This window comes from Thermomonas aquatica (assembly GCF_006337105.1).
In the GTDB taxonomy this organism is placed as follows: Bacteria; Pseudomonadota; Gammaproteobacteria; order Xanthomonadales; family Xanthomonadaceae; genus Thermomonas; species Thermomonas aquatica.
The window spans coordinates 2,292,735-2,310,000 of the sequence record NZ_CP040871.1 but is presented as its reverse complement, the minus strand read 5'-3'; the positions used below and the strand labels follow the sequence as shown (position 1 = coordinate 2,310,000).

The 17,266-nt window shown below is 69.8% G+C and carries 19 protein-coding genes (1 of these 19 running past the window's edge); 10 read left to right on the top strand and 9 right to left on the bottom strand.

Translation table 11 applies throughout. The features are described from left to right. Positions 1–76, top strand: the 3' portion of a protein-coding gene (locus FHQ07_RS10885) for a DUF192 domain-containing protein (RefSeq protein WP_139716828.1). The gene continues 371 nt to the left of window position 1, outside the view; only the last 76 of its 447 coding nucleotides appear in the window; the start codon falls outside the window, past its left edge; the stop codon is at positions 74–76. Positions 77–85: 9 nt separating this feature from the next. On the opposite strand, the gene FHQ07_RS10880 is transcribed toward FHQ07_RS10885, so the two are convergent. After that, positions 86–280 (bottom strand): rubredoxin, encoded by a 195-nt coding sequence (locus FHQ07_RS10880; RefSeq protein ID WP_139716827.1) that lies wholly within the window; start codon positions 278–280, stop codon positions 86–88. A 62-nt stretch (positions 281–342) separates the two neighbouring features. On the opposite strand from FHQ07_RS10880, the gene thiE reads away from it, so the two are divergent. From thiE to FHQ07_RS10865, 3 genes are read left to right on the top strand one after another with little or no spacing between them, the layout of a single operon-like run. Then, the gene (thiE, locus tag FHQ07_RS10875; protein WP_139716826.1) at positions 343–975 is read left to right on the top strand and encodes a thiamine phosphate synthase; all 633 of its coding nucleotides are present in this window, start codon (positions 343–345) and stop codon (positions 973–975) included. Next, positions 972–2,261 carry a glutamate-1-semialdehyde 2,1-aminomutase gene (gene hemL / locus FHQ07_RS10870; RefSeq protein ID WP_139716825.1) on the top strand — a complete coding sequence of 430 codons (1,290 nt, stop codon included), beginning with the start codon at positions 972–974 and terminating at the stop codon, positions 2,259–2,261. The genes thiE and hemL overlap by 4 nt, the downstream gene beginning before the upstream one ends. Continuing rightward, positions 2,258–3,397 carry a trans-sulfuration enzyme family protein gene (locus FHQ07_RS10865; protein ID WP_139716824.1) on the top strand — a complete coding sequence of 380 codons (1,140 nt, stop codon included), beginning with the start codon at positions 2,258–2,260 and terminating at the stop codon, positions 3,395–3,397. Before hemL ends, FHQ07_RS10865 begins: the two co-directional genes overlap by 4 nt. On the opposite strand, the gene FHQ07_RS10860 is transcribed toward FHQ07_RS10865, so the two are convergent. Genes FHQ07_RS10860 through FHQ07_RS10845 form a run of 4 tightly spaced genes read right to left on the bottom strand, consistent with a single transcriptional unit; the run spans position 3,394 to position 6,376 of the window. After that, complete coding sequence (locus tag FHQ07_RS10860; protein ID WP_139716823.1) at positions 3,394–4,635, bottom strand: acetylornithine transaminase; 1,242 nt, start codon at positions 4,633–4,635, stop codon at positions 3,394–3,396. The genes FHQ07_RS10865 and FHQ07_RS10860 overlap by 4 nt on opposite strands. Before the next feature lie 14 nt (positions 4,636–4,649). Then, entirely contained in the window at positions 4,650–5,048 is a 399-nt protein-coding gene (locus FHQ07_RS10855) for a DUF350 domain-containing protein (protein ID WP_139716822.1), read from the bottom strand. Positions 5,049–5,072: 24 nt separating this feature from the next. Beyond that, the gene (locus FHQ07_RS10850) at positions 5,073–5,504 is read right to left on the bottom strand and encodes a VOC family protein (RefSeq protein ID WP_139716821.1); all 432 of its coding nucleotides are present in this window, start codon (positions 5,502–5,504) and stop codon (positions 5,073–5,075) included. Positions 5,505–5,554: 50 nt separating this feature from the next. Continuing rightward, on the bottom strand, positions 5,555–6,376 hold the full coding sequence (locus FHQ07_RS10845) for an SDR family oxidoreductase (RefSeq protein WP_139716820.1): 822 nt from the start codon (positions 6,374–6,376) through the stop codon (positions 5,555–5,557). Between the two features lie 65 nt (positions 6,377–6,441). Between FHQ07_RS10845 and FHQ07_RS10840 the strand changes: the two genes are divergently transcribed. Then, positions 6,442–8,373, top strand: a complete 1,932-nt coding sequence (locus tag FHQ07_RS10840) for a bifunctional DedA family/phosphatase PAP2 family protein (protein WP_168191546.1) — start codon at positions 6,442–6,444, stop codon at positions 8,371–8,373. A 5-nt stretch (positions 8,374–8,378) separates the two neighbouring features. Here the strand turns inward: FHQ07_RS10840 and FHQ07_RS10835 are convergent, their stop codons facing one another. The 3 genes from FHQ07_RS10835 to FHQ07_RS10825 are packed head-to-tail and all read right to left on the bottom strand — an operon-like array spanning position 8,379 to position 10,923. Further along, on the bottom strand, positions 8,379–8,969 hold the full coding sequence (locus tag FHQ07_RS10835; RefSeq protein WP_139716818.1) for an LON peptidase substrate-binding domain-containing protein: 591 nt from the start codon (positions 8,967–8,969) through the stop codon (positions 8,379–8,381). After that, entirely contained in the window at positions 8,962–10,323 is a 1,362-nt protein-coding gene (gene mpl / locus FHQ07_RS10830) for a UDP-N-acetylmuramate:L-alanyl-gamma-D-glutamyl-meso-diaminopimelate ligase (RefSeq protein WP_139716817.1), read from the bottom strand. The genes FHQ07_RS10835 and mpl overlap by 8 nt, the downstream gene beginning before the upstream one ends. A 21-nt stretch (positions 10,324–10,344) precedes the next feature. After that, entirely contained in the window at positions 10,345–10,923 is a 579-nt protein-coding gene (locus tag FHQ07_RS10825; protein WP_139716816.1) for an adenylate kinase, read from the bottom strand. Between the two features lie 131 nt (positions 10,924–11,054). Between FHQ07_RS10825 and FHQ07_RS10820 the strand changes: the two genes are divergently transcribed. From FHQ07_RS10820 to FHQ07_RS10810, 3 genes are all read left to right on the top strand, one after another. Continuing rightward, positions 11,055–12,311 (top strand): 6-phosphofructokinase, encoded by a 1,257-nt coding sequence (locus FHQ07_RS10820; RefSeq protein ID WP_139716815.1) that lies wholly within the window; start codon positions 11,055–11,057, stop codon positions 12,309–12,311. A gap of 73 nt (positions 12,312–12,384) precedes the next feature. After that, the gene (locus FHQ07_RS10815) at positions 12,385–13,179 is read left to right on the top strand and encodes a CsgG/HfaB family protein (RefSeq protein WP_139716814.1); all 795 of its coding nucleotides are present in this window, start codon (positions 12,385–12,387) and stop codon (positions 13,177–13,179) included. A gap of 206 nt (positions 13,180–13,385) precedes the next feature. Further along, positions 13,386–13,610 carry a DUF167 domain-containing protein gene (locus FHQ07_RS10810; RefSeq protein WP_139716813.1) on the top strand — a complete coding sequence of 75 codons (225 nt, stop codon included), beginning with the start codon at positions 13,386–13,388 and terminating at the stop codon, positions 13,608–13,610. A 6-nt stretch (positions 13,611–13,616) separates the two neighbouring features. Here FHQ07_RS10810 and FHQ07_RS10805 read toward each other — a convergent pair whose 3' ends face one another. Then, positions 13,617–14,129, bottom strand: a complete 513-nt coding sequence (locus FHQ07_RS10805) for a hypothetical protein (protein WP_139716812.1) — start codon at positions 14,127–14,129, stop codon at positions 13,617–13,619. A gap of 196 nt (positions 14,130–14,325) precedes the next feature. Between FHQ07_RS10805 and FHQ07_RS10800 the strand changes: the two genes are divergently transcribed. Then, positions 14,326–16,539, top strand: a complete 2,214-nt coding sequence (locus FHQ07_RS10800; protein ID WP_139716811.1) for a sodium-translocating pyrophosphatase — start codon at positions 14,326–14,328, stop codon at positions 16,537–16,539. A gap of 153 nt (positions 16,540–16,692) precedes the next feature. Further along, positions 16,693–17,241, top strand: a complete 549-nt coding sequence (gene ppa / locus FHQ07_RS10795) for an inorganic diphosphatase (RefSeq protein WP_139716810.1) — start codon at positions 16,693–16,695, stop codon at positions 17,239–17,241. Positions 17,242–17,266: the final 25 nt, after the last annotated feature.

Here is a 17,266-nt window from a genome sequence, read left to right as displayed (position 1 = left end):
GGGCGAAGCGGCGCGGCTGAAGCTGCAGGACGGGGCGCGGATCACGTTCGGGCCGGGCATCCCGCCCGCGAAATGAGCCGCGGGCTCAGCCCCGCATCAGCTCGAAATCGTCCTTGCTGACGCCGCAATCCGGGCAGGTCCACGTATCCGGGATGTCCTCCCAGCGCGTGCCCGGCTCGATGCCGTCCTCCGGCAGGCCCAGCGCCTCGTCATAGACGAAGCCGCAGACCACGCACATCCAGGTGCGGTAGGGGGCGTCGACAGCGGCGGAATCGGACATCGGGGCGATAATGGAGAGGACTGGCGCGATTGTCCCATCCCGCGCCCCCTTGCGGAAGCGACATGACCCGACACCGCCTCCACCGCGGCCTGTACCTGATCACGCCCGACGAAGATGACGGTGCGCGCCTGCTCGCGCGCAGCCTGCCGCTGTTGCCGTATGCGTCCTGCCTGCAGTTGCGCAACAAGGTGATGGATGCCGCCGCGTTGCGCGCAGCCGGATCGCGGCTGCGCGAAGCCTGCAGCGATGCGGGCGTGCCCTTCATCGTCAACGACGATGCGGCGCTTGCGCGCGAACTGGATGCCGACGGCATCCATCTCGGCGAACACGACGGCAGCATCGCCAGCGCGCGCGCACTGCTCGGCGACGACGCGGTCGTCGGCATCTCCTGCTACGGCGACCTGCATCGCGCGAACGCCGCGCTCGCTGCCGGCGCGGATTACGTCGCCTTCGGCGCTTTCTTCGCTTCGCCGACGAAACCGGACGCGCGCCGCGCCGGCATCCACCTGCTGCGCGAAAGCGCGGACCTCGGCATCCCGCGCGTGGCCATCGGCGGCATCACCCCTGACAATGCACGGCCGCTGGTCGCTGCCGGCGCCGACCTGCTCGCCGTGATCAGCGGCGTGTTCGACGCGCCCGACCCGGTCGCCGCCGCACGCGCCTACCTCTCCTGCTTCGAAGACGAAACCGCATGAACAAGCAACGATCCCACGACCTCTTCAGCCGCGCGCAAGGCCTGATGCCCGGCGGCGTCAATTCGCCGGTGCGCGCGTTCAAATCGGTGGGCGGCGAGCCGTTCTTCGTGCAGCGCGCGGATGGCCCCTACCTGTGCGATGCCGACGGCAACCGCTACATCGACTACGTCGGCTCCTGGGGCCCGATGATCGTCGGCCACAACCATCCGCAAGTGCTCGATGCCGTCATCGACACCGCGCGCAACGGCCTGAGCTTCGGCACGCCGAATCCGCTGGAAGTGACGATGGCCGAGGCCATCGCCCGCCTCATCCCGAGTTGCGAGATGGTGCGCATGGTCAACTCCGGCACCGAGGCCACCCTGTCCGCGATCCGCCTTGCGCGCGGCGCCACCGGCCGCAGCCGCATCGTCAAGTTCGAGGGCTGCTACCACGGCCACGGCGACAGCTTCCTGGTCAAGGCCGGCAGCGGCGCGCTGACCTTCGGCGTGCCGACCTCGCCCGGCGTGCCGAAGGCGCTGGCCGACCTGACCCTGACGCTCAGCTACAACGATTTCGACGGGGCCACCGCGTTGTTCGACGAATGCGGCGGCGACATCGCCGGGCTGATCGTGGAGCCGGTGGTCGGCAATGCCAACTGCCTGCCGCCGCGCGCGGGCTACCTGCAGCACCTGCGCGAGCTCTGCACCCAGCACGGCGCGCTGCTGATCTTCGACGAGGTGATGACCGGCTTCCGCGTCGCGCTGGGCGGCGCGCAGGCGCGTTATGGCGTGGCGCCCGACCTTTCGACCTTCGGCAAGGTGATCGGCGGCGGCATGCCGGTCGGCGCCTACGGCGGTCGCCGCGAGCTGATGCAGCAGATCGCGCCGAGCGGCCCGATCTACCAGGCCGGCACGCTCAGCGGCAATCCGGTGGCGATGGCGGCCGGCCTCGCGATGCTGGATCTGGTGCAGGCGCCCGGCTTCTACGCATCGCTGGAAGCGAAGACCAATGCGCTCTGCGATGGCCTGGAAGCCGCCGCGCGCGAGGCCGGCGTGGCCTTCACCACGCAACGCGTCGGCGGCATGTTCGGCATGTTCTTCAGCGATCAGATCGTCGACACCTACGCGCAGGCGATGGCCTGCGACACCGCCGCCTTCAACCGCTTCTTCCACGCGATGCTGGAACGCGGCGTGTACCTGGCGCCATCCGCGTTCGAGGCCGGCTTCATGTCCAGCGCGCACGACGATGCCGCGATCGCCGCCACCATCGAGGCCGCGCGCGGCGCATTCGCCGAGATACGCGCATGAGCATCCAGCGCGACGGACTGGACGCGAGCACCCTCGCCGTCCATGTCGGCAACGAACCCGATGCGGCCACCGGCGCGGTGGCGCCGCCGCTGCACCTCAGCACCACGTTCCGCCACGGCCCGGCCGGCGAACGCGTGGCCGGCTACGAATACCAGCGCGAGGGCAACCCGACCAACGACCGCCTGCGCGCAGCGCTGGTGGCGCTGGAAGGCGGCGAGGACGCGCTCACCTTCGCCTCCGGCATGGCGGCGATGACCACCCTGCTGGAATCCCTGCCAGGCGGCGCGCGCGTGCTGTTCCCGGACGACTGCTACAGCGGCCTGCGCATGCTGTTCGAGGAGTTCCTGCCGGAACGCGGGATCGTCGCCACGGTGGTGGACATGGCCGACCTCGATGCCGTGCGCGCGGCCTGCGCCACGCCGCTTGCGCTGCTGTGGATCGAAACGCCGTCCAATCCGTTGATGAAGATCGCCGATATCGCCGCGCTGGCGCAGATCGGCCATGCGGCGGGCGCCATCGTGGTGGTCGACAACACCTTCGCCACCCCGCTGCTGCAGCGCCCGCTGGCATTGGGCGCCGACATCGTGATGCATTCGACGACCAAGTATTTCGGCGGCCACAGCGACGTGCTCGGCGGCGCGCTGGTGTTCGCGAGGAAGGACGCGCTGGCGGCGAAGGTCGCGCATCGCCTGCACGTCACCGGCGCGGTGCTGGCGCCGTTCAGCGCCTGGCTGACCCTGCGCGGCTGCCGCTCGCTCGGCGCGCGGATGGCGATGCATTGCGCGAATGCGCGCAAGGTCGCCGACTTCCTGACATCGCACCCTGCGGTGGAACGGGTGAACTACCCGGGCCTTGCCTCGCACCCCGGCCACGCGGTGGCCGTACGGCAGATGCGCGACTTCGGCGGCATGCTCAGCGTCGAACTGCGCGGCGGCCGCGAGGCCGCGCTGGCGATGGCCGGCAAGCTGCGCTTGTTCACCAACGCGACGTCATTGGGCGGCTGCGAATCGCTGATCGAGCATCGTGCCTCGGTGGAAGGCGCGAACCCGCGTTCGCCGCAGAACCTGCTGCGGATTTCGGTGGGGCTGGAGGACGCCGGCGACTTGATCGCCGACCTCGCGCAGGCGCTGGGCTAGGACGCCGCAGCGACGAACGCGGCGATCGACGCGCGCAAGCGCGACAGGCCTTCGGCGATGTCCGCATCGCCGATGTTCAACGCGGGCACGAAGCGCAGCACGTCCGGGCCCGCCTGCAACAGCAGCAGCCCGTTGCCGGCGGCATGGTCGAGGATCTCGCCGGCCCTGCCCGCGTACGCCGGCTTCAGCGCCGCGCCGAGCATCAGGCCACGGCCACGGATGTCGGCGAACAGGTCGAAGTCGCGATCGAGCGCGGCCAGTCCGTCGCGGATCGCCCGTTCCTGCCGCTGCACGTTCGCGGCGATCGCATCGGACGCGAGTTTGCGCAAGGCGACACGCGCCACCGCCGAAGCCAGCGGGTTGCCGCCGAAGGTGGTGCCGTGCGCGCCGAACTGCATGACCTCGGCGACCTTCGGCCCGGCCAGCAGCGCGCCGATCGGCATGCCGCCGCCGAGCGCCTTGGCCAGGGTCACGATGTCGGGCAGCACGCCGTCCTGCCAGTGCGCGAACAGGGTGCCGGTACGGCCCATCCCGCACTGGATCTCGTCGAGCACGAGCAAGGCGTCGTGCCTGTCGCACAGCGCGCGCACCGCCTGCAGGAAGCCGGGCGCGGCCGGCATCACCCCGCCCTCGCCCTGGATCGGTTCCAGCAGCACCGCGGCCACGTCGCCGCTCGCCATCGCCACCTCGAGCTGGGCGATGTCGTTGAAGTCGACGTAGCGGAACCCGCCGGGCAGCGGTTCGTAGCCTTCCTGGTACTTCGGCTGCGCGGTCGCGGTGACCGCCGCCAGCGTGCGGCCGTGGAAGCTGCCGCGGAACGTGACGATGACGCGGCGCTCGGGCCCGCGCCCTTGCGTGGAGGCCCATTTGCGCACCAGCTTGATCGCGGCCTCGTTGGCTTCCGCGCCGGAATTGCACAGGAAGGCCCGCGTCGCGAAGCGCGAGGCGGTCACCAGTTCTTCGGCCAGCCGCACCGGCGGCTCGCTGTAGAACACGTTGCTGGTGTGCCAGAGCTTGCCGGCCTGCGCGAGCAGCGCGGCGGACAGGTCGGGATCGCAATGGCCCAGGCCGCATACGGCGATGCCGCCGGCGAGGTCGATGTATTCGCGGCCCTCGATGTCCCACAGGCGGCTGCCGGCGCCGCGCTCGAGGATCAGCTGGCGCGGGCGGTAGACCGGCAGGTAGTAGTCGCGCCCGAGGGCGAGCAGCCGTGCGGAACCGCTGGTGGATTCGGTCATCGTCATCGCTTCGGTCAGAAACTCATCGCGGCGGAATTGATCAGGCCCACGCCAAGGTGGATCGCCGCCGCCAGCACCGCGGCCGCCATCTCGCCGCGGTTGATCCGTTTGGAGAAATCCTTGAGCAGCAGAGCCACCAGCGCATAGGCGGCCAATTGCGCGGCCAGCGCCATGAACGCCCACGCCGCCACGTCCAGCAGGCCGCTGGCGGTGCGCAAGGCGCTGGCCAGCGGCAGCGCGAAGCCGAGCAAGGCACCCGCCAGCACGACCGCGGCAGGCAGGTTGTCGCCGCGGATCAGGGTGATTTCCCGATGCGGCGTGGCATGCAGGTACAGCACCACGTACAGCACCATGAAGCCGAGGCCCATGCCGAAGTAAATGGCGAAATCCGCCAGGCCCTGCGTGAAGTGCATGCGCGTTCCCCCTTGCAGGACCGATTACCAGACGCCGGTGTTCGGCATCGAGGCCCAAGGCTCCCTAGGCGCGAGGTAGCCGTCCTGCAGCAGCTCGATCGACACCAGGTCCGGCGAGCGCACGAACGCCATGTGGCCGTCGCGCGGCGGTCGGCCGATCGCGTAGCCCATCGCCTGCAGGCGCGCGCAGGTGGCGTAGATGTCGTCGACGCGGAACGCGAGGTGGCCGAAGTTGCGGGCGCTGCCGTAATCCTCGACCGCGCCGTCCTCGCCCGGCCAGTTCCAGGTCAGTTCGACCTCGGCGTGCGGGGTTTCATCGGCGGCGACGAAGACCAGCGTGTAGCGACCCTTCTCGTTTTCCATGCGCCGCGTTTCGCGCAGGCCCAGTCCTTCGCAATAGAAGCGCAGGGAGGCGTCGAGGTCGCGGACGCGGACCATGGCGTGCAGGTATTTCATCGGCGTGGCGGGAGCGTGGGCGGGGCGCACATGATCCCATGAAGCCATGCTCACGGATCGAGGAACAGGTCCGGCAGCAGGCGCCGGCCGGGTTCGACCGCATACCGGTCGAAATCGCTGGTGCCGGCCTCGCGCAGCACGTCTTCGTCGATCAGGAAGTTGCCGGCGAAGCCGCGCGCGTCGCGAACGAGGATGGCATGCGCGGCATCGGCGACGATCTGCGGGGTGCGGCAGTTGCGCGCGTCCACGCCGGGAATCATGTTGATCGCATCGGTGGCGATCACCGTCTTCGGCCACAAGGCATTGACCGCCACGCCCTGCGGCCCGAACTCGCCGGCCAGCCCGAGCGTGACGAAGCTCATGCCCATCTTCGCCAGCGTGTAGCCGGTGTGCGCGGCCCACCATTTCGGCTCGAGCGAGGGCGGCGGCGCCAGGGTGAGGACGTGCGGGTTCGGCGCCTGCAGCAGGTGCGGCAGGCAGGCCTGCGCGCACAGGAAGCTGCCGCGGCTGTTGACCTGCTGCATCAGGTCGAAGCGCTTCATCGGCGTGTCCAGCGCGCCGCGCAGCCAGATCGCGCTGGCGTTGTTGACCAGGATGTCGATGCCGCCGAACGCATCCACCGTGGCCGCGACCGCCGCGCGCACCTCGTCCTCCTCGCGGATGTCGCACTTCAGCGCCAGCGCGCGGCCGCCGGCGGCTTCGATCTCGGCGGCGGCGCTGTGGATGGTGCCCGGCAACTTCGGATTCGCCACCGAGGATTTCGCCGCGATGGCGATGTTGGCGCCGTCGCGCGCGGCGCGCAGGGCGATGGCCAGGCCGATCCCGCGCGAGGCGCCGGTGATGAACAGGGTCTTGCCCGACAAGCTGGCCATGCGGCATCTCCGGTGCGATGCCGGAGTGTAACGGGCCTGCAGATGCCGCCGCCTATAATCGGCGCATGCAGAGCGCCTGGTTCGACGCCACCCTCGCCTGGATCAGCGCACACCCGCATGCCGCGGGCGGCCTGGTGTTCCTGATCGCGTTCTGCGACGCGCTGGCGGTGGTCGGCATCGTGGTGCCGGCGCTGCCGCTGCTGTTCGCGGTCGGCACCCTGATCGGGCTGGGCCATCTCGACGGCCCGTACGCCTTGCTGTGCGCGGCGGCGGGCGCCTTCGCCGGCGATGCGCTGAGTTACTGGATCGGCCATCGCTGGGGGCCGGCGATGCGCGAACTGTGGCTGTTCAAGCGCTATCCGGGGTTGCTGGATCGCGGCGAGCAGATGTTCCGCCGGCATGGCAGCAAGGGCATCGTGACCGCGCGCTTCGTCGGTGCGGTGCGGCCGTTCGTGCCGGCGGTGGCGGGCATGCTGCACATGCCGCTGAAACGCTACGCGCCCGCCAGCGCCTTCGCGGCATTGAGCTGGGCCGCGGTGTTCCTCGCCCCGGGCTGGATCTTCGGCGCGTCCTACGATGCGGTGGCCGCGGTCGCCGACAAGCTGGCGCTGGTGCTGCTCGGCCTGTTCGCCGCGCTGGCGCTGGTGTGGGCGCTGGTGCTGTACACCTGGCGCTGGTTCGCCGCGCATGCCGACAACCTGCTCGCGCGCGCCTTGCTGTGGACGCGCGCGCATCCGCGCCTCGGCCGCTATGCCGCCGCGCTGATCGATCCGCGCCGGCCGGAGTCGGCCTCGCTGGCGGTGCTGGCGACCTGCCTGTTCGCGGCGGCCTGGTTGTGGGCCGGGTTCACCGCCTGGCTGCTGGTGCGCGGAGAACCGCTGCTGTTCGACCGCGACGTGCAGGCGGTGATGTTCTCCCTGCGCAATCCATTGGCCGACCGCACCATGGCCGCGCTGGCGGCGATCGGCAGCGCGCCCGCGCTCGGCGCCGGCTCGCTGGCGGCCCTGGCCTGGCTCGCATGGCGCAAGCGCTGGATGGCGGCGGCGCACTGGCTGGCGGCGATCGCGGTGGGCCTGTTGATCACGGTCGGGCTGGGCGCGCTGGTGGACATGCCGCGCCCGTCGACCGCCGCGGCGGGCTTCGGTTTCCCGTCGATCGCGGTGACCATGACCACGGTGGTGTTCGGTTTCTTCGCGGTGCTGGTCGCGCGCGAATTCCCCGGCCGGCAGCGCGTGTGGCCCTATCTCGTGGCCGGCGTCGCCACCGCGCTGGTCGCATTCGCGCGGCTGTACCTGGGCGCGCACTGGCTGAGCGACGTGATCGCCGGCATGTTGCTGGGCGTGGTCTGGGTGCTGGTGCTCGGCATCGCCTATCGCCGCCACAGCACGCGTTCGTTCCTGATCCGCCCGCTGGTCGCGGCGTTCTACGGCTGCTTCGCGCTGGCGCTGGCCTGGCATGCGCCGCGCAGCACGCAAGCGACCCTGGCGCAATTCGAACCGCCGCCGCCGGAGCGCGTGCTCGACGATGGGCAGTGGTGGCGGCAAGGCCTCGGCGAGGCGCGCCATTTCGACCTGCAGGCGCGCGGCGACCTCAGCCTGCTGGAACGGCGCCTGCGCGCTGCCGGCTGGAGCGTGCAGGCGCCGGCGGACTGGATCGCGGTGCTGGGCGTACTCGACGACTCGCACGGGCCGGCGCAACAACCGGTGCTGCCGCTGGCGCTGGATGGCCACCCCGAACGCCTGCTGCTGCGCCGTGCAGGCGCGCGCGCCGACCGCATCGAAGTGCTGCGGATCTGGCCCGCGCCCGTGCGCCTGGCCAGCGGCATGCCGCTCTGGGTCGGTCGCTACGAACACATGCAGGCGCGCAGGCAGCTGCGCCTGCTGACCCTGTGGCAACCGGAACCGCACGACCATGCCCTGCCCGCCGACCTGCGCACGCTCGCCGGCAGCAGCGGCGAGGGCGAACGCCTGTTGCAGGCCCGGGTCGGCCCGGACTGACCGCGTCAGTCGTTTTCGGCGATGCCGTCGAGCAGTTGCTGCAGGCGCACGTGCGGATCGTCGAGTTGCAACAGCGCCTGCCGTTGCGGCATCGACAGCGGCAGAAGTTCCGCCAGCCGCCAGCCGACCCAGGCCGCATCCTCGAACAGCGGCGGCGCCGGATCCGCGCCGCCGGCCTGCTCCAGCATCCGCCGCAGCAGTTCCGCCAGCAGCGCGTGTTCCGGGCGCAACCGCGGCGATGCACCGGGATCGTCCTCGCGCCATGCGACGTCGGCGACCACCAGGCCGGTATCGCGCACCCGGGTGCGCAGCACGTGGAAGCGACGGCGGCCACGCACGCGCAACGAGAGCAGCCCGTCCAGCGTGGTGTCGAAATCCTCGATCAGCGCCTCGGTGCCGAACGCCGCGGGCGTGGCCGGCGTGCCGGCTTCATCGCCATCGAGGATCAGGCAGACGCCGAAGCCGCCGCCGGCGCGACCGCAGTCGCGCACCATGTCGAGGTAGCGGCGCTCGAAAATCCGCAGGTCCAGCGCCGCACCCGGCACCAGTACCGCGTGCAGCGGGAACAACGGCAACGACGCGGCCGCTTCAGGCATCGCGGAGTGCGGCGAGGAAGCGCCGCGGCGCGCCGTCGAAACCGCCGTTGGACATGAACACCACGTGGTCGCCGGCGCGCGCGCGTTCGCGCAGGCGCGCGATCAGCGCATCGGCATCCGCCACTGCCAGCGCATCGCCGCGGATCGCGGCGATCACCTTGTCCGCATCCCACGGCAATTCCGGGCGGGCGAGGAACACCACCGCATCGGCGATATCCAGCGACGGCGCCAGCGCATCGGCATGCGCGCCCAGGCGCATCGAATTGCTGCGCGGCTCCATCGCCACCACGATCCGCGCATCGCCGACCTTGGCGCGCAGCCCAGCAAGCGTGGTCCGGATCGCGGTCGGGTGGTGGGCGAAGTCGTCGTAGATCGTGATGCCGGCGTGTTCGCCGATCACTTCCATCCGCCGCTTCACGCTGCTGAAGTGCGCCAGCGCGGGGATCAGCGCGGCGACATCGACGCCGACCGCATTGCAGGCGGCGAGCGCCGCCAGCCCGTTGAGCACGTTGTGGTCGCCGAGCATCGGCCATTCGACGCTGCCGAGCTCGACGCCGCGATGCGATACCGCGAACGCGCTGCCGTCCTCGCGCAGCTTGCGCGCGCTCCACTCGAAGCCGGCATCGAAGCCGAAGCGCTCCACCGGCGTCCAGCAGCCCATCGCCAGCACTTCGCGCAGGCGCTCGTCGTGGCCATTGACGACCAGCCGGCCCCGCCGCGGCACGGTGCGGACGAGATGATGGAACTGGCGCTGGATCGCCGCCACGTCCGGGAAGATGTCGGCGTGGTCGTATTCCAGGTTGTTGAGGATCGCGACCAGCGGCCGGTAGTGGACGAACTTGCTGCGCTTGTCGAAGAAGGCGGTGTCGTATTCGTCGGCCTCGACCACGAATTCGCGGCCCGTGCCGATGCGCGCGGACACGCCGAAGTCCTCGGCCACGCCGCCGATCAGGAAGCCCGGGTCGCGGCCGGCGCGGTCCAGCAGGAAGGACAGGATGGTCGTGGTCGTGGTCTTGCCGTGGGTGCCGGCCACCGCCAGCACGTCGCGCCCGGGCAGCACCTGTTCGCTCAGCCATTGCGCGCCGCTGGTGTACCTGCGGCCGGCATCGAGCACCGCCTCGACCGCCGGATTGCCGCGCGACAGCGCGTTGCCGATCACGACCTCGTCGCAGTCGGCGGACATGTTGTCGGGCGAATAGCCCTGCTTCAGCGCGATGCCGAGTCGTTCGAGCTGGGTCGACATCGGCGGATACACCGCCTGGTCGCTGCCTTCGACCGCGTGCCCGCGTTCGCGCGCCAGCGCGGCGACGCCGCCCATGAAGGTGCCGGCGATGCCGAGGATATGCAGTTTCATGCGTTCCGTTACCGCCCGGCCTCAGCCGACGTCGTGACCCTTCTGGATCGCCTCGAGGATGCGGGTGAACACCTCGTCCAGTTCGCCCACGCCATCGACCACGGTGAGCTGGCCGTGCTGGCGGTAGTAGTCGATCACCGGCGCGGTGGAATCGTCGTAGATCTGCAGGCGCTTGCGCACGGAGTCGGGGTTGTCGTCGGCGCGGCCTTCGGCCTTGGCGCGGCCGGCGATGCGCTCGACCAGCAACTCGGTCGGCACGTCCAGCTGCACCGCGTAATCGAACGGCTGCCTGATGCGGGTGAGCAGGCCATCCAGCGCATCGGCCTGGGCCAGGTTGCGCGGGTAGCCGTCGAGGATGAAGCCGCCGGCGGTGTCCGGGCGCGAGAAGCGGTCTTCCAGCATGCCGAGCAGGATGGCGTCGCTGACCAGCTCGCCGCGCGCCATCACTTCCTTGGCTTCCAGCCCCAGCTTGCTGCCGGCGGCCACTTCCGCGCGCAGCAGGTCGCCGGTGGAGATGTGCGGCACCTGCAGGTGTTCCTTCAACCGTGCCGCCTGGGTGCCCTTGCCGGAGCCGGGCGCGCCCAACAGAACCAATCGCATCGAATCGCTCCAGAATCGCCAGGCGGAAGCGGCGCTAGACTGCGCCTGAGCCCGCAATGCGGCCAGCTTACCGTATCCCGACCCGAATTCAGGCACTAAAACCCGATCGAACCGGCCCCGAAGGACCCCCCATGCCCGCAGGCACCCTGCTCTATGCCCAAAGCGGCGGCGTCACCGCCGTCATCAACGCCTCCGCCTCGGCGGTGATCCAGGCCGCCCGGGCCAGGAAGGTCCGCGTGCTGGCCGCGCGCAACGGCATCCTCGGCGCCCTGCGCGAGCAATTGATCGACACCACGTCGATGCCGCTGGCCCAGGTCAAGGCGCTGGCGCACACCCCGGGCGGCGCCTTCGGCAGCTGCCGGCTCAAGCTCAAGTCGCTCGACGCCGACCGGGCCAAGTACGAGCGCCTGCTGGCGGTGTTCAAGGCCCACGACGTGCGCTGGTTCCTCTACAACGGCGGCAACGATTCGGCCGATACCGCGCTCAAGGTCTCGCAGCTGGCGGCGGAATACGGCTATCCGCTGACCTGCGTGGGCGTGCCCAAGACCATCGACAACGACCTCGCGGTCACCGACTGCTGCCCGGGCTTCGGCTCGGCGGCCAAGTACACCGCGGTCTCCGTGCGCGAATGCGCGCTGGACGTGGCGGCGATGGCCGAGACCTCGACCAAGGTGTTCGTGTACGAGGCGATGGGCCGCCACGCCGGTTGGCTGGCCGCCGCCGCGGGCCTGGCCGGCGCAGGCAAGGACGATGCGCCGCACCTCATCCTGTTCCCCGAGCGCGCCTACGACGAGGCCGACTTCCTCGCCAGGGTCGACGCCGTGGTGAAGCGGGTCGGCCATTGCGTGGTGGTCGCCAGCGAAGGCATCCGCACGGCCGATGGCCGGTTCGTCGCCGATGCCGGCGGCGGCAAGGATGCGTTCGGGCATACCCAGCTGGGCGGGGTGGCCTCGCAGCTGGCGGGCCGGGTCAAGGATGTCCTCGGCTACAAGGTGCACTGGACGCTACCGGATTACCTGCAGCGTTCCGCGCGCCACATCGCCTCGAAGACCGACCTCGAACAGGCGATGGCGGTCGGCCGCGCCGCGGTGGAATGCGCGCTCAACGGGCAGAACGCGGTGATGCCGGTGATCGTGCGCGAAGCCGACGCGCCCTACCGCTGGCATGTCGACATCGCCGCGCTGTCGGCCATCGCCAACCACGAAAAGACCATGCCGAAGGGTTTCATCCGCAAGGACGGCCACGGCATCACCGCCGCCGCCCGCCGCTATCTGCAACCGTTGATCGAAGGCGAAGCGTATCCGCCTTATGGCCGGAATGGGCTGCCGGATTACGTTGTCCCCAAGCATGCGGCGCTGCGCCGCAAGCTGCCTGCCTGGCAGGGTTGAGCCCGAAGCGCACGGCCATTGGCCCAGCCAGCCACACGTTCAAGCCATCAAGACACAATCCAAGGGGATACCGATGAAAAAGCTGTTGTTGGTCGCGGGCGCCTGCCTGCTGTTGAGCGGCCCGGCCCTGGCCCAACGCAACAAGACCGGCCCGCAGGGCGCCGCCGCCGGCGGCCATGCGGAAGGCGCCTCGGCGACGCTGGAACGCTGCGACGAACCGCTCGGCACGGTCGGCGTGGTCGAGGAACAGAGCGGCGACTGGTACCGCTACCTGACCTCCGACCTGCGCCTGCCCTCCACCATCCCGCTGATCCGGATGATGATCCAGCAATCGAACTGCTTCGTGGTGGTCGAGCGCGGCCGCGCGATGCAGAACATGATGCAGGAGCGCGCACTGGCCGACAGCGGCGAATTGCGCGAAGGCAGCAACTTCGGCAAGGGCCAGATGGTCGCGGCCGATTACTCGATGAACCCCAGCATCAATTTCTCGCAGAGCGATGCCGGCGGCATCGGCGGCATGCTCGGCGCGTTCGGCGGGCGCAAGCTGGGCGCGATCGGCGCGGTGGTCGGCGGCCTGAAGTTCAAGAAGGCCGAAACCATCCTGACCATGATCGACAACCGCTCGGGCGTGCAGATCGCCGCCGCGCAGGGGCAGGCGCGCAAGACCGACTTCGGCGGCGGCATCGCCGGCTGGGGCGGCTCGGGCTATGGCGCGCTGGGCGGCTATACCAACACCCCGGAAGGCAAGGTGCTGGCCGCGGCCTTCGCCGATGCCTACAACAACCTGGTGCGCGCGCTGCGCAACTACGAGGCGCAGGAAGTCCAGGGCGGCCTCGGCAAGGGCGGCAAGCTCAAGGTCGGCAACTGATCCACGCCGCCGCGCGGCAGCTGCGGACGCCCGGCGATGCCGGGCGTTTTCGCGACTGCCGGGGCAGTCGGCACCGGGTGAACTGAGCCAGCGACTCCAGGCGGCCGCGCATCGACCGGAGCAGGCAGGGATTCCGCCATCCTCCGCATCACGGGTTCCGCCATGCGATCGAACCCCTTGCCTGCCTTGCATGCGATGCTGTCGGCATGCCGATCCTGATGGTCAAGGCCAAGCCGAATTCGCGCGTGTCGTCGCTGTCGCAACAGGAGGACGGCACCTGGCTGGCGCAACTGAAATCGCCGCCGGTCGACGGCAAGGCGAATGCGGAGCTGATCGAGCTGGTCGCGCGCCGGTTCGGTTGCGCGAAATCCGCCGTGTCGATCAAGACCGGCGCCGGCAGCAAGCTGAAGCGGGTGACCGTGCCGGATTGAGCCTGGTTACTTGCAGGCAATGCCCTCGACCGCCATCGCCGCGGCATAGACCGGGACGGGCCTGATGTCGCCGGCACGCGCGGCATCCAGGCCGTCCTTCAGGTAGATCCGCGAACGGCCCTGCGCGTCCAGTTTCGGCGGCGTGTTTTTCACGTCCTTGCGCCAGACCCGCACCACCGCCTGCTGCGCCTTGCAGGATGCGCTCGGCACGCGGATCACGTCGTTCAACACCCAGCCGTTGGCGGCGGAGGCTTTCGCGCCGGCAGCATCGACCAGACGCGCGCGCGCCTGGCAGCGCTCGCTGGTGCGCACCGCAGCGAACCTGTAAGGCATCTTCGCATCGCCGGTGAACTGGCCTTCCAGGCGCGCGCAGGCTTCCGGGATCACGCGCAGGGTATGCACCGCGCCGACCGCCTGCGGCGCGCCTGGCTTGCGCTGGATTTCGGGCGCCGGCTCGCTGGCGATGGCGGGGATGCTCGCGGCGAGCAGGGCGGCGAAAAGCATGTGCGGTCGCAGCATCGGGGCACCTCGGATCATCGAAAACATCGACAGGCTGGCACGATTGGGCTGAACCCCGCGTTCATGGCCCGGTTCATGCTTGCCGCGGCATCCACGGGCCGCATGGCTGTGCCATAGTCGAGGCGTTGCCCGCCACCCGGGCACGCCATCGATGCAGGTCCGTTCATTCCTTCGAAAGACTCCGGGGAGGGGTTTCATGCTGGAGCAATACGGTTTGGTACTGGCGCTGGTCTGCGCCGTCGTCGCAATCGCCTACGGCCTGTGGGCCGCGGGCTGGATCAACAAGCAACCCGCCGGCAACCCGCGCATGCAGGAGATCGCCGGCGCCATCCAGGAAGGCGCGCGCGCCTACCTCAACCGCCAGTACACGACGATCGCCGTCGCCGGCGTGGTGCTGTTCGTGCTGATCGGGGTGTTCCTGAGCTGGCATACCGCGATCGGCTTCCTGATCGGCGCGGTGCTGTCCGGCGCCGCCGGCTACATCGGCATGAACGTCTCGGTGCGCGCCAACGTGCGCACCGCCGAAGCCGCGCGCAGCGGCATGGGCCCGGCGATGAACGTCGCCTTCAAGGGCGGCGCGATCACCGGCATGCTGGTGGTCGGGCTGGGCCTGCTCGGCGTGGCCGGCTACTACTTCGTGCTGCAGAAGCTGGGCATGTCGCAGGAAAAGAACCTGCATGCGCTGGTCGGCCTGGCCTTCGGTTCCTCGCTGATCTCGATCTTCGCGCGCCTGGGCGGCGGCATCTTCACCAAGGGCGCGGATGTCGGCGCCGACCTGGTCGGCAAGGTCGAGGCCGGCATCCCCGAGGACGACCCGCGCAACCCGGCGGTGATCGCCGACAACGTCGGCGACAACGTCGGCGACTGCGCCGGCATGGCCGCCGACCTGTTCGAGACCTACGCGGTCACCGTGATCGCCACCATGCTGCTCGGCGGGATGATGGGCGCAGAGGCCGGCCACAATGCGGTGCTGTACCCGCTGGTGCTGGGCGGCGTGTCGATCCTCGCCTCGATCACCGGCGCGGCCTTCGTCAAGGTCAGCGGCGACAAGCCCAACATCATGGGCGCGCTGTACAAGGGCGTGATCATCTCGGCGGTGCTGGCGGCGATCGCGTTCTACCCGATCACCACCCAGCTGATGGGCGACAACGCGCATGGCGCGATGAACCTCTACATCTGCGCGCTGATCGGCCTGGTGCTGACCGGGGTGATCGTGTGGATCACCGAGTACTACACCGGCACCCAGTACAAGCCGGTGCAGCACGTGGCCAAGGCCTCGACCACCGGCCACGGCACCAACATCATCGCCGGCCTCGGCGTGTCGATGAAGTCCACCGCGCTGCCGGTGATCGCGGTCTGCCTGGCGATCTGGTTCGCCTACCTGCACGGCGGCCTGTACGGCATCGCCATCGCCGCGACCTCGATGCTGTCGATGGCCGGCATGATCGTGGCGCTGGACGCCTACGGCCCGATCACCGACAACGCCGGCGGCATCGCCGAAATGTCGGAACTGCCGCCGGAAGTGCGCAACATCACCGACCCGCTGGATGCGGTGGGCAACACCACCAAGGCGGTGACCAAGGGTTACGCGATCGGTTCGGCCGCACTCGCCGCACTGGTGCTGTTCGCCGACTACACCCACAACCTGGAAGCCGCGAACAACGGCATGAAGTTCGCCTTCGACCTGTCCGACCACCGGGTGATCATCGGCCTGCTGATCGGCGGCCTGATCCCGTACCTGTTCGGCGCGATGGCGATGGAAGCCGTGGGCCGCGCGGCCGGTTCGGTGGTGGAGGAAGTGCGCCGCCAGTTCCGCGAGATCAAGGGGATCATGGACGGCACCGGCAAGCCGCAGTACGACAAGGCGGTGGACATGCTGACCAAGTCCGCGATCAAGGAAATGATCGTGCCCTCGCTGCTGCCGGTGGCGGTGCCGATCGTGGTCGGCCTGCTGCTGGGGCCGGAGGCGCTGGGCGGCCTGCTGATCGGCACCATCGTCACCGGCATCTTCGTGGCGATCTCGATGACCACCGGCGGCGGCGCCTGGGACAACGCCAAGAAGTACATCGAGGACGGCAACTTCGGCGGCAAGGGCTCCGAGGCGCACAAGGCCGCGGTCACCGGCGACACCGTCGGCGACCCGTACAAGGACACCGCCGGCCCGGCCGTGAACCCGCTGATCAAGATCATCAACATCGTGGCCCTGTTGATCGTGCCGCTGTTGCCGGTTTCGTCGACCGGCGGCGAGGCGGCGGCGCAGGCCCCAGCGGCGATCGCGGCACCGGCAACGGCAGCCATGGTCGAAGCCGCACCTGCAGCGGCGGTGCCAGCCGAAACCGCGCCCGCCGACACCGCCGTGACGCCGGAAACCCCTAAGGCGGATGCGCCGGCGGAAAGCCCGGCGCAGTAAGCCCGAGCCTCATGCGTCACCGGAACGGCGGCTTCGGCCGCCGTTTCCTTTTCCGGCGGTGGAGCCCGTGCTCGACGCCCACTCCGGTAGAATGCGCGCCCCCACACCGCCCGCCGCGTACGATGCGCGGGCACACCGCAACGGAGCACGCACATGGGCCTGGACCTCGTCCCCACCGGCAAGAACCCGCCGGACGAACTCAACGTCATCATCGAGATCCCGAAGGACGCCGAGCCGGTCAAGTACGAGGTCGACAAGGCCTCAGGCGCGATCTTCGTCGACCGCGTGCTGTCCACCCCGATGCGCTACCCCTGCAACTACGGCTACGTGCCGCACACCCTGTGCGGCGATGGCGACCCGGCCGACGTGCTGGTGCTGATGCCGCTGGCGCTGATCCCCGGTTCGGTGATCCGGGTGCGCCCGGTCGGCGTGCTGCGCATGGTCGACGAGGCCGGCAGCGACGAGAAGATCCTCGCGGTGCCGATCAGCAAGGTCTACCCCGGCTACGACCACATCGCCGATGTCGGCGACGTGCCCAAGCACTGGCTGGACCGCATCGGCTACTTCTTCGAGCACTACAAGGATCTCGAAGTCGGCAAGTGGGTCAAGCTCGACGGCTGGGGCGGCCGCGACGAGGCGCGCCAGGTGCTGATCGAGTCGGTCGAACGCTACGAGGCCTCGGCGGACAAGCCGAAGTTCTGAACCCTGCGTCGCCGCGCCACGAAAA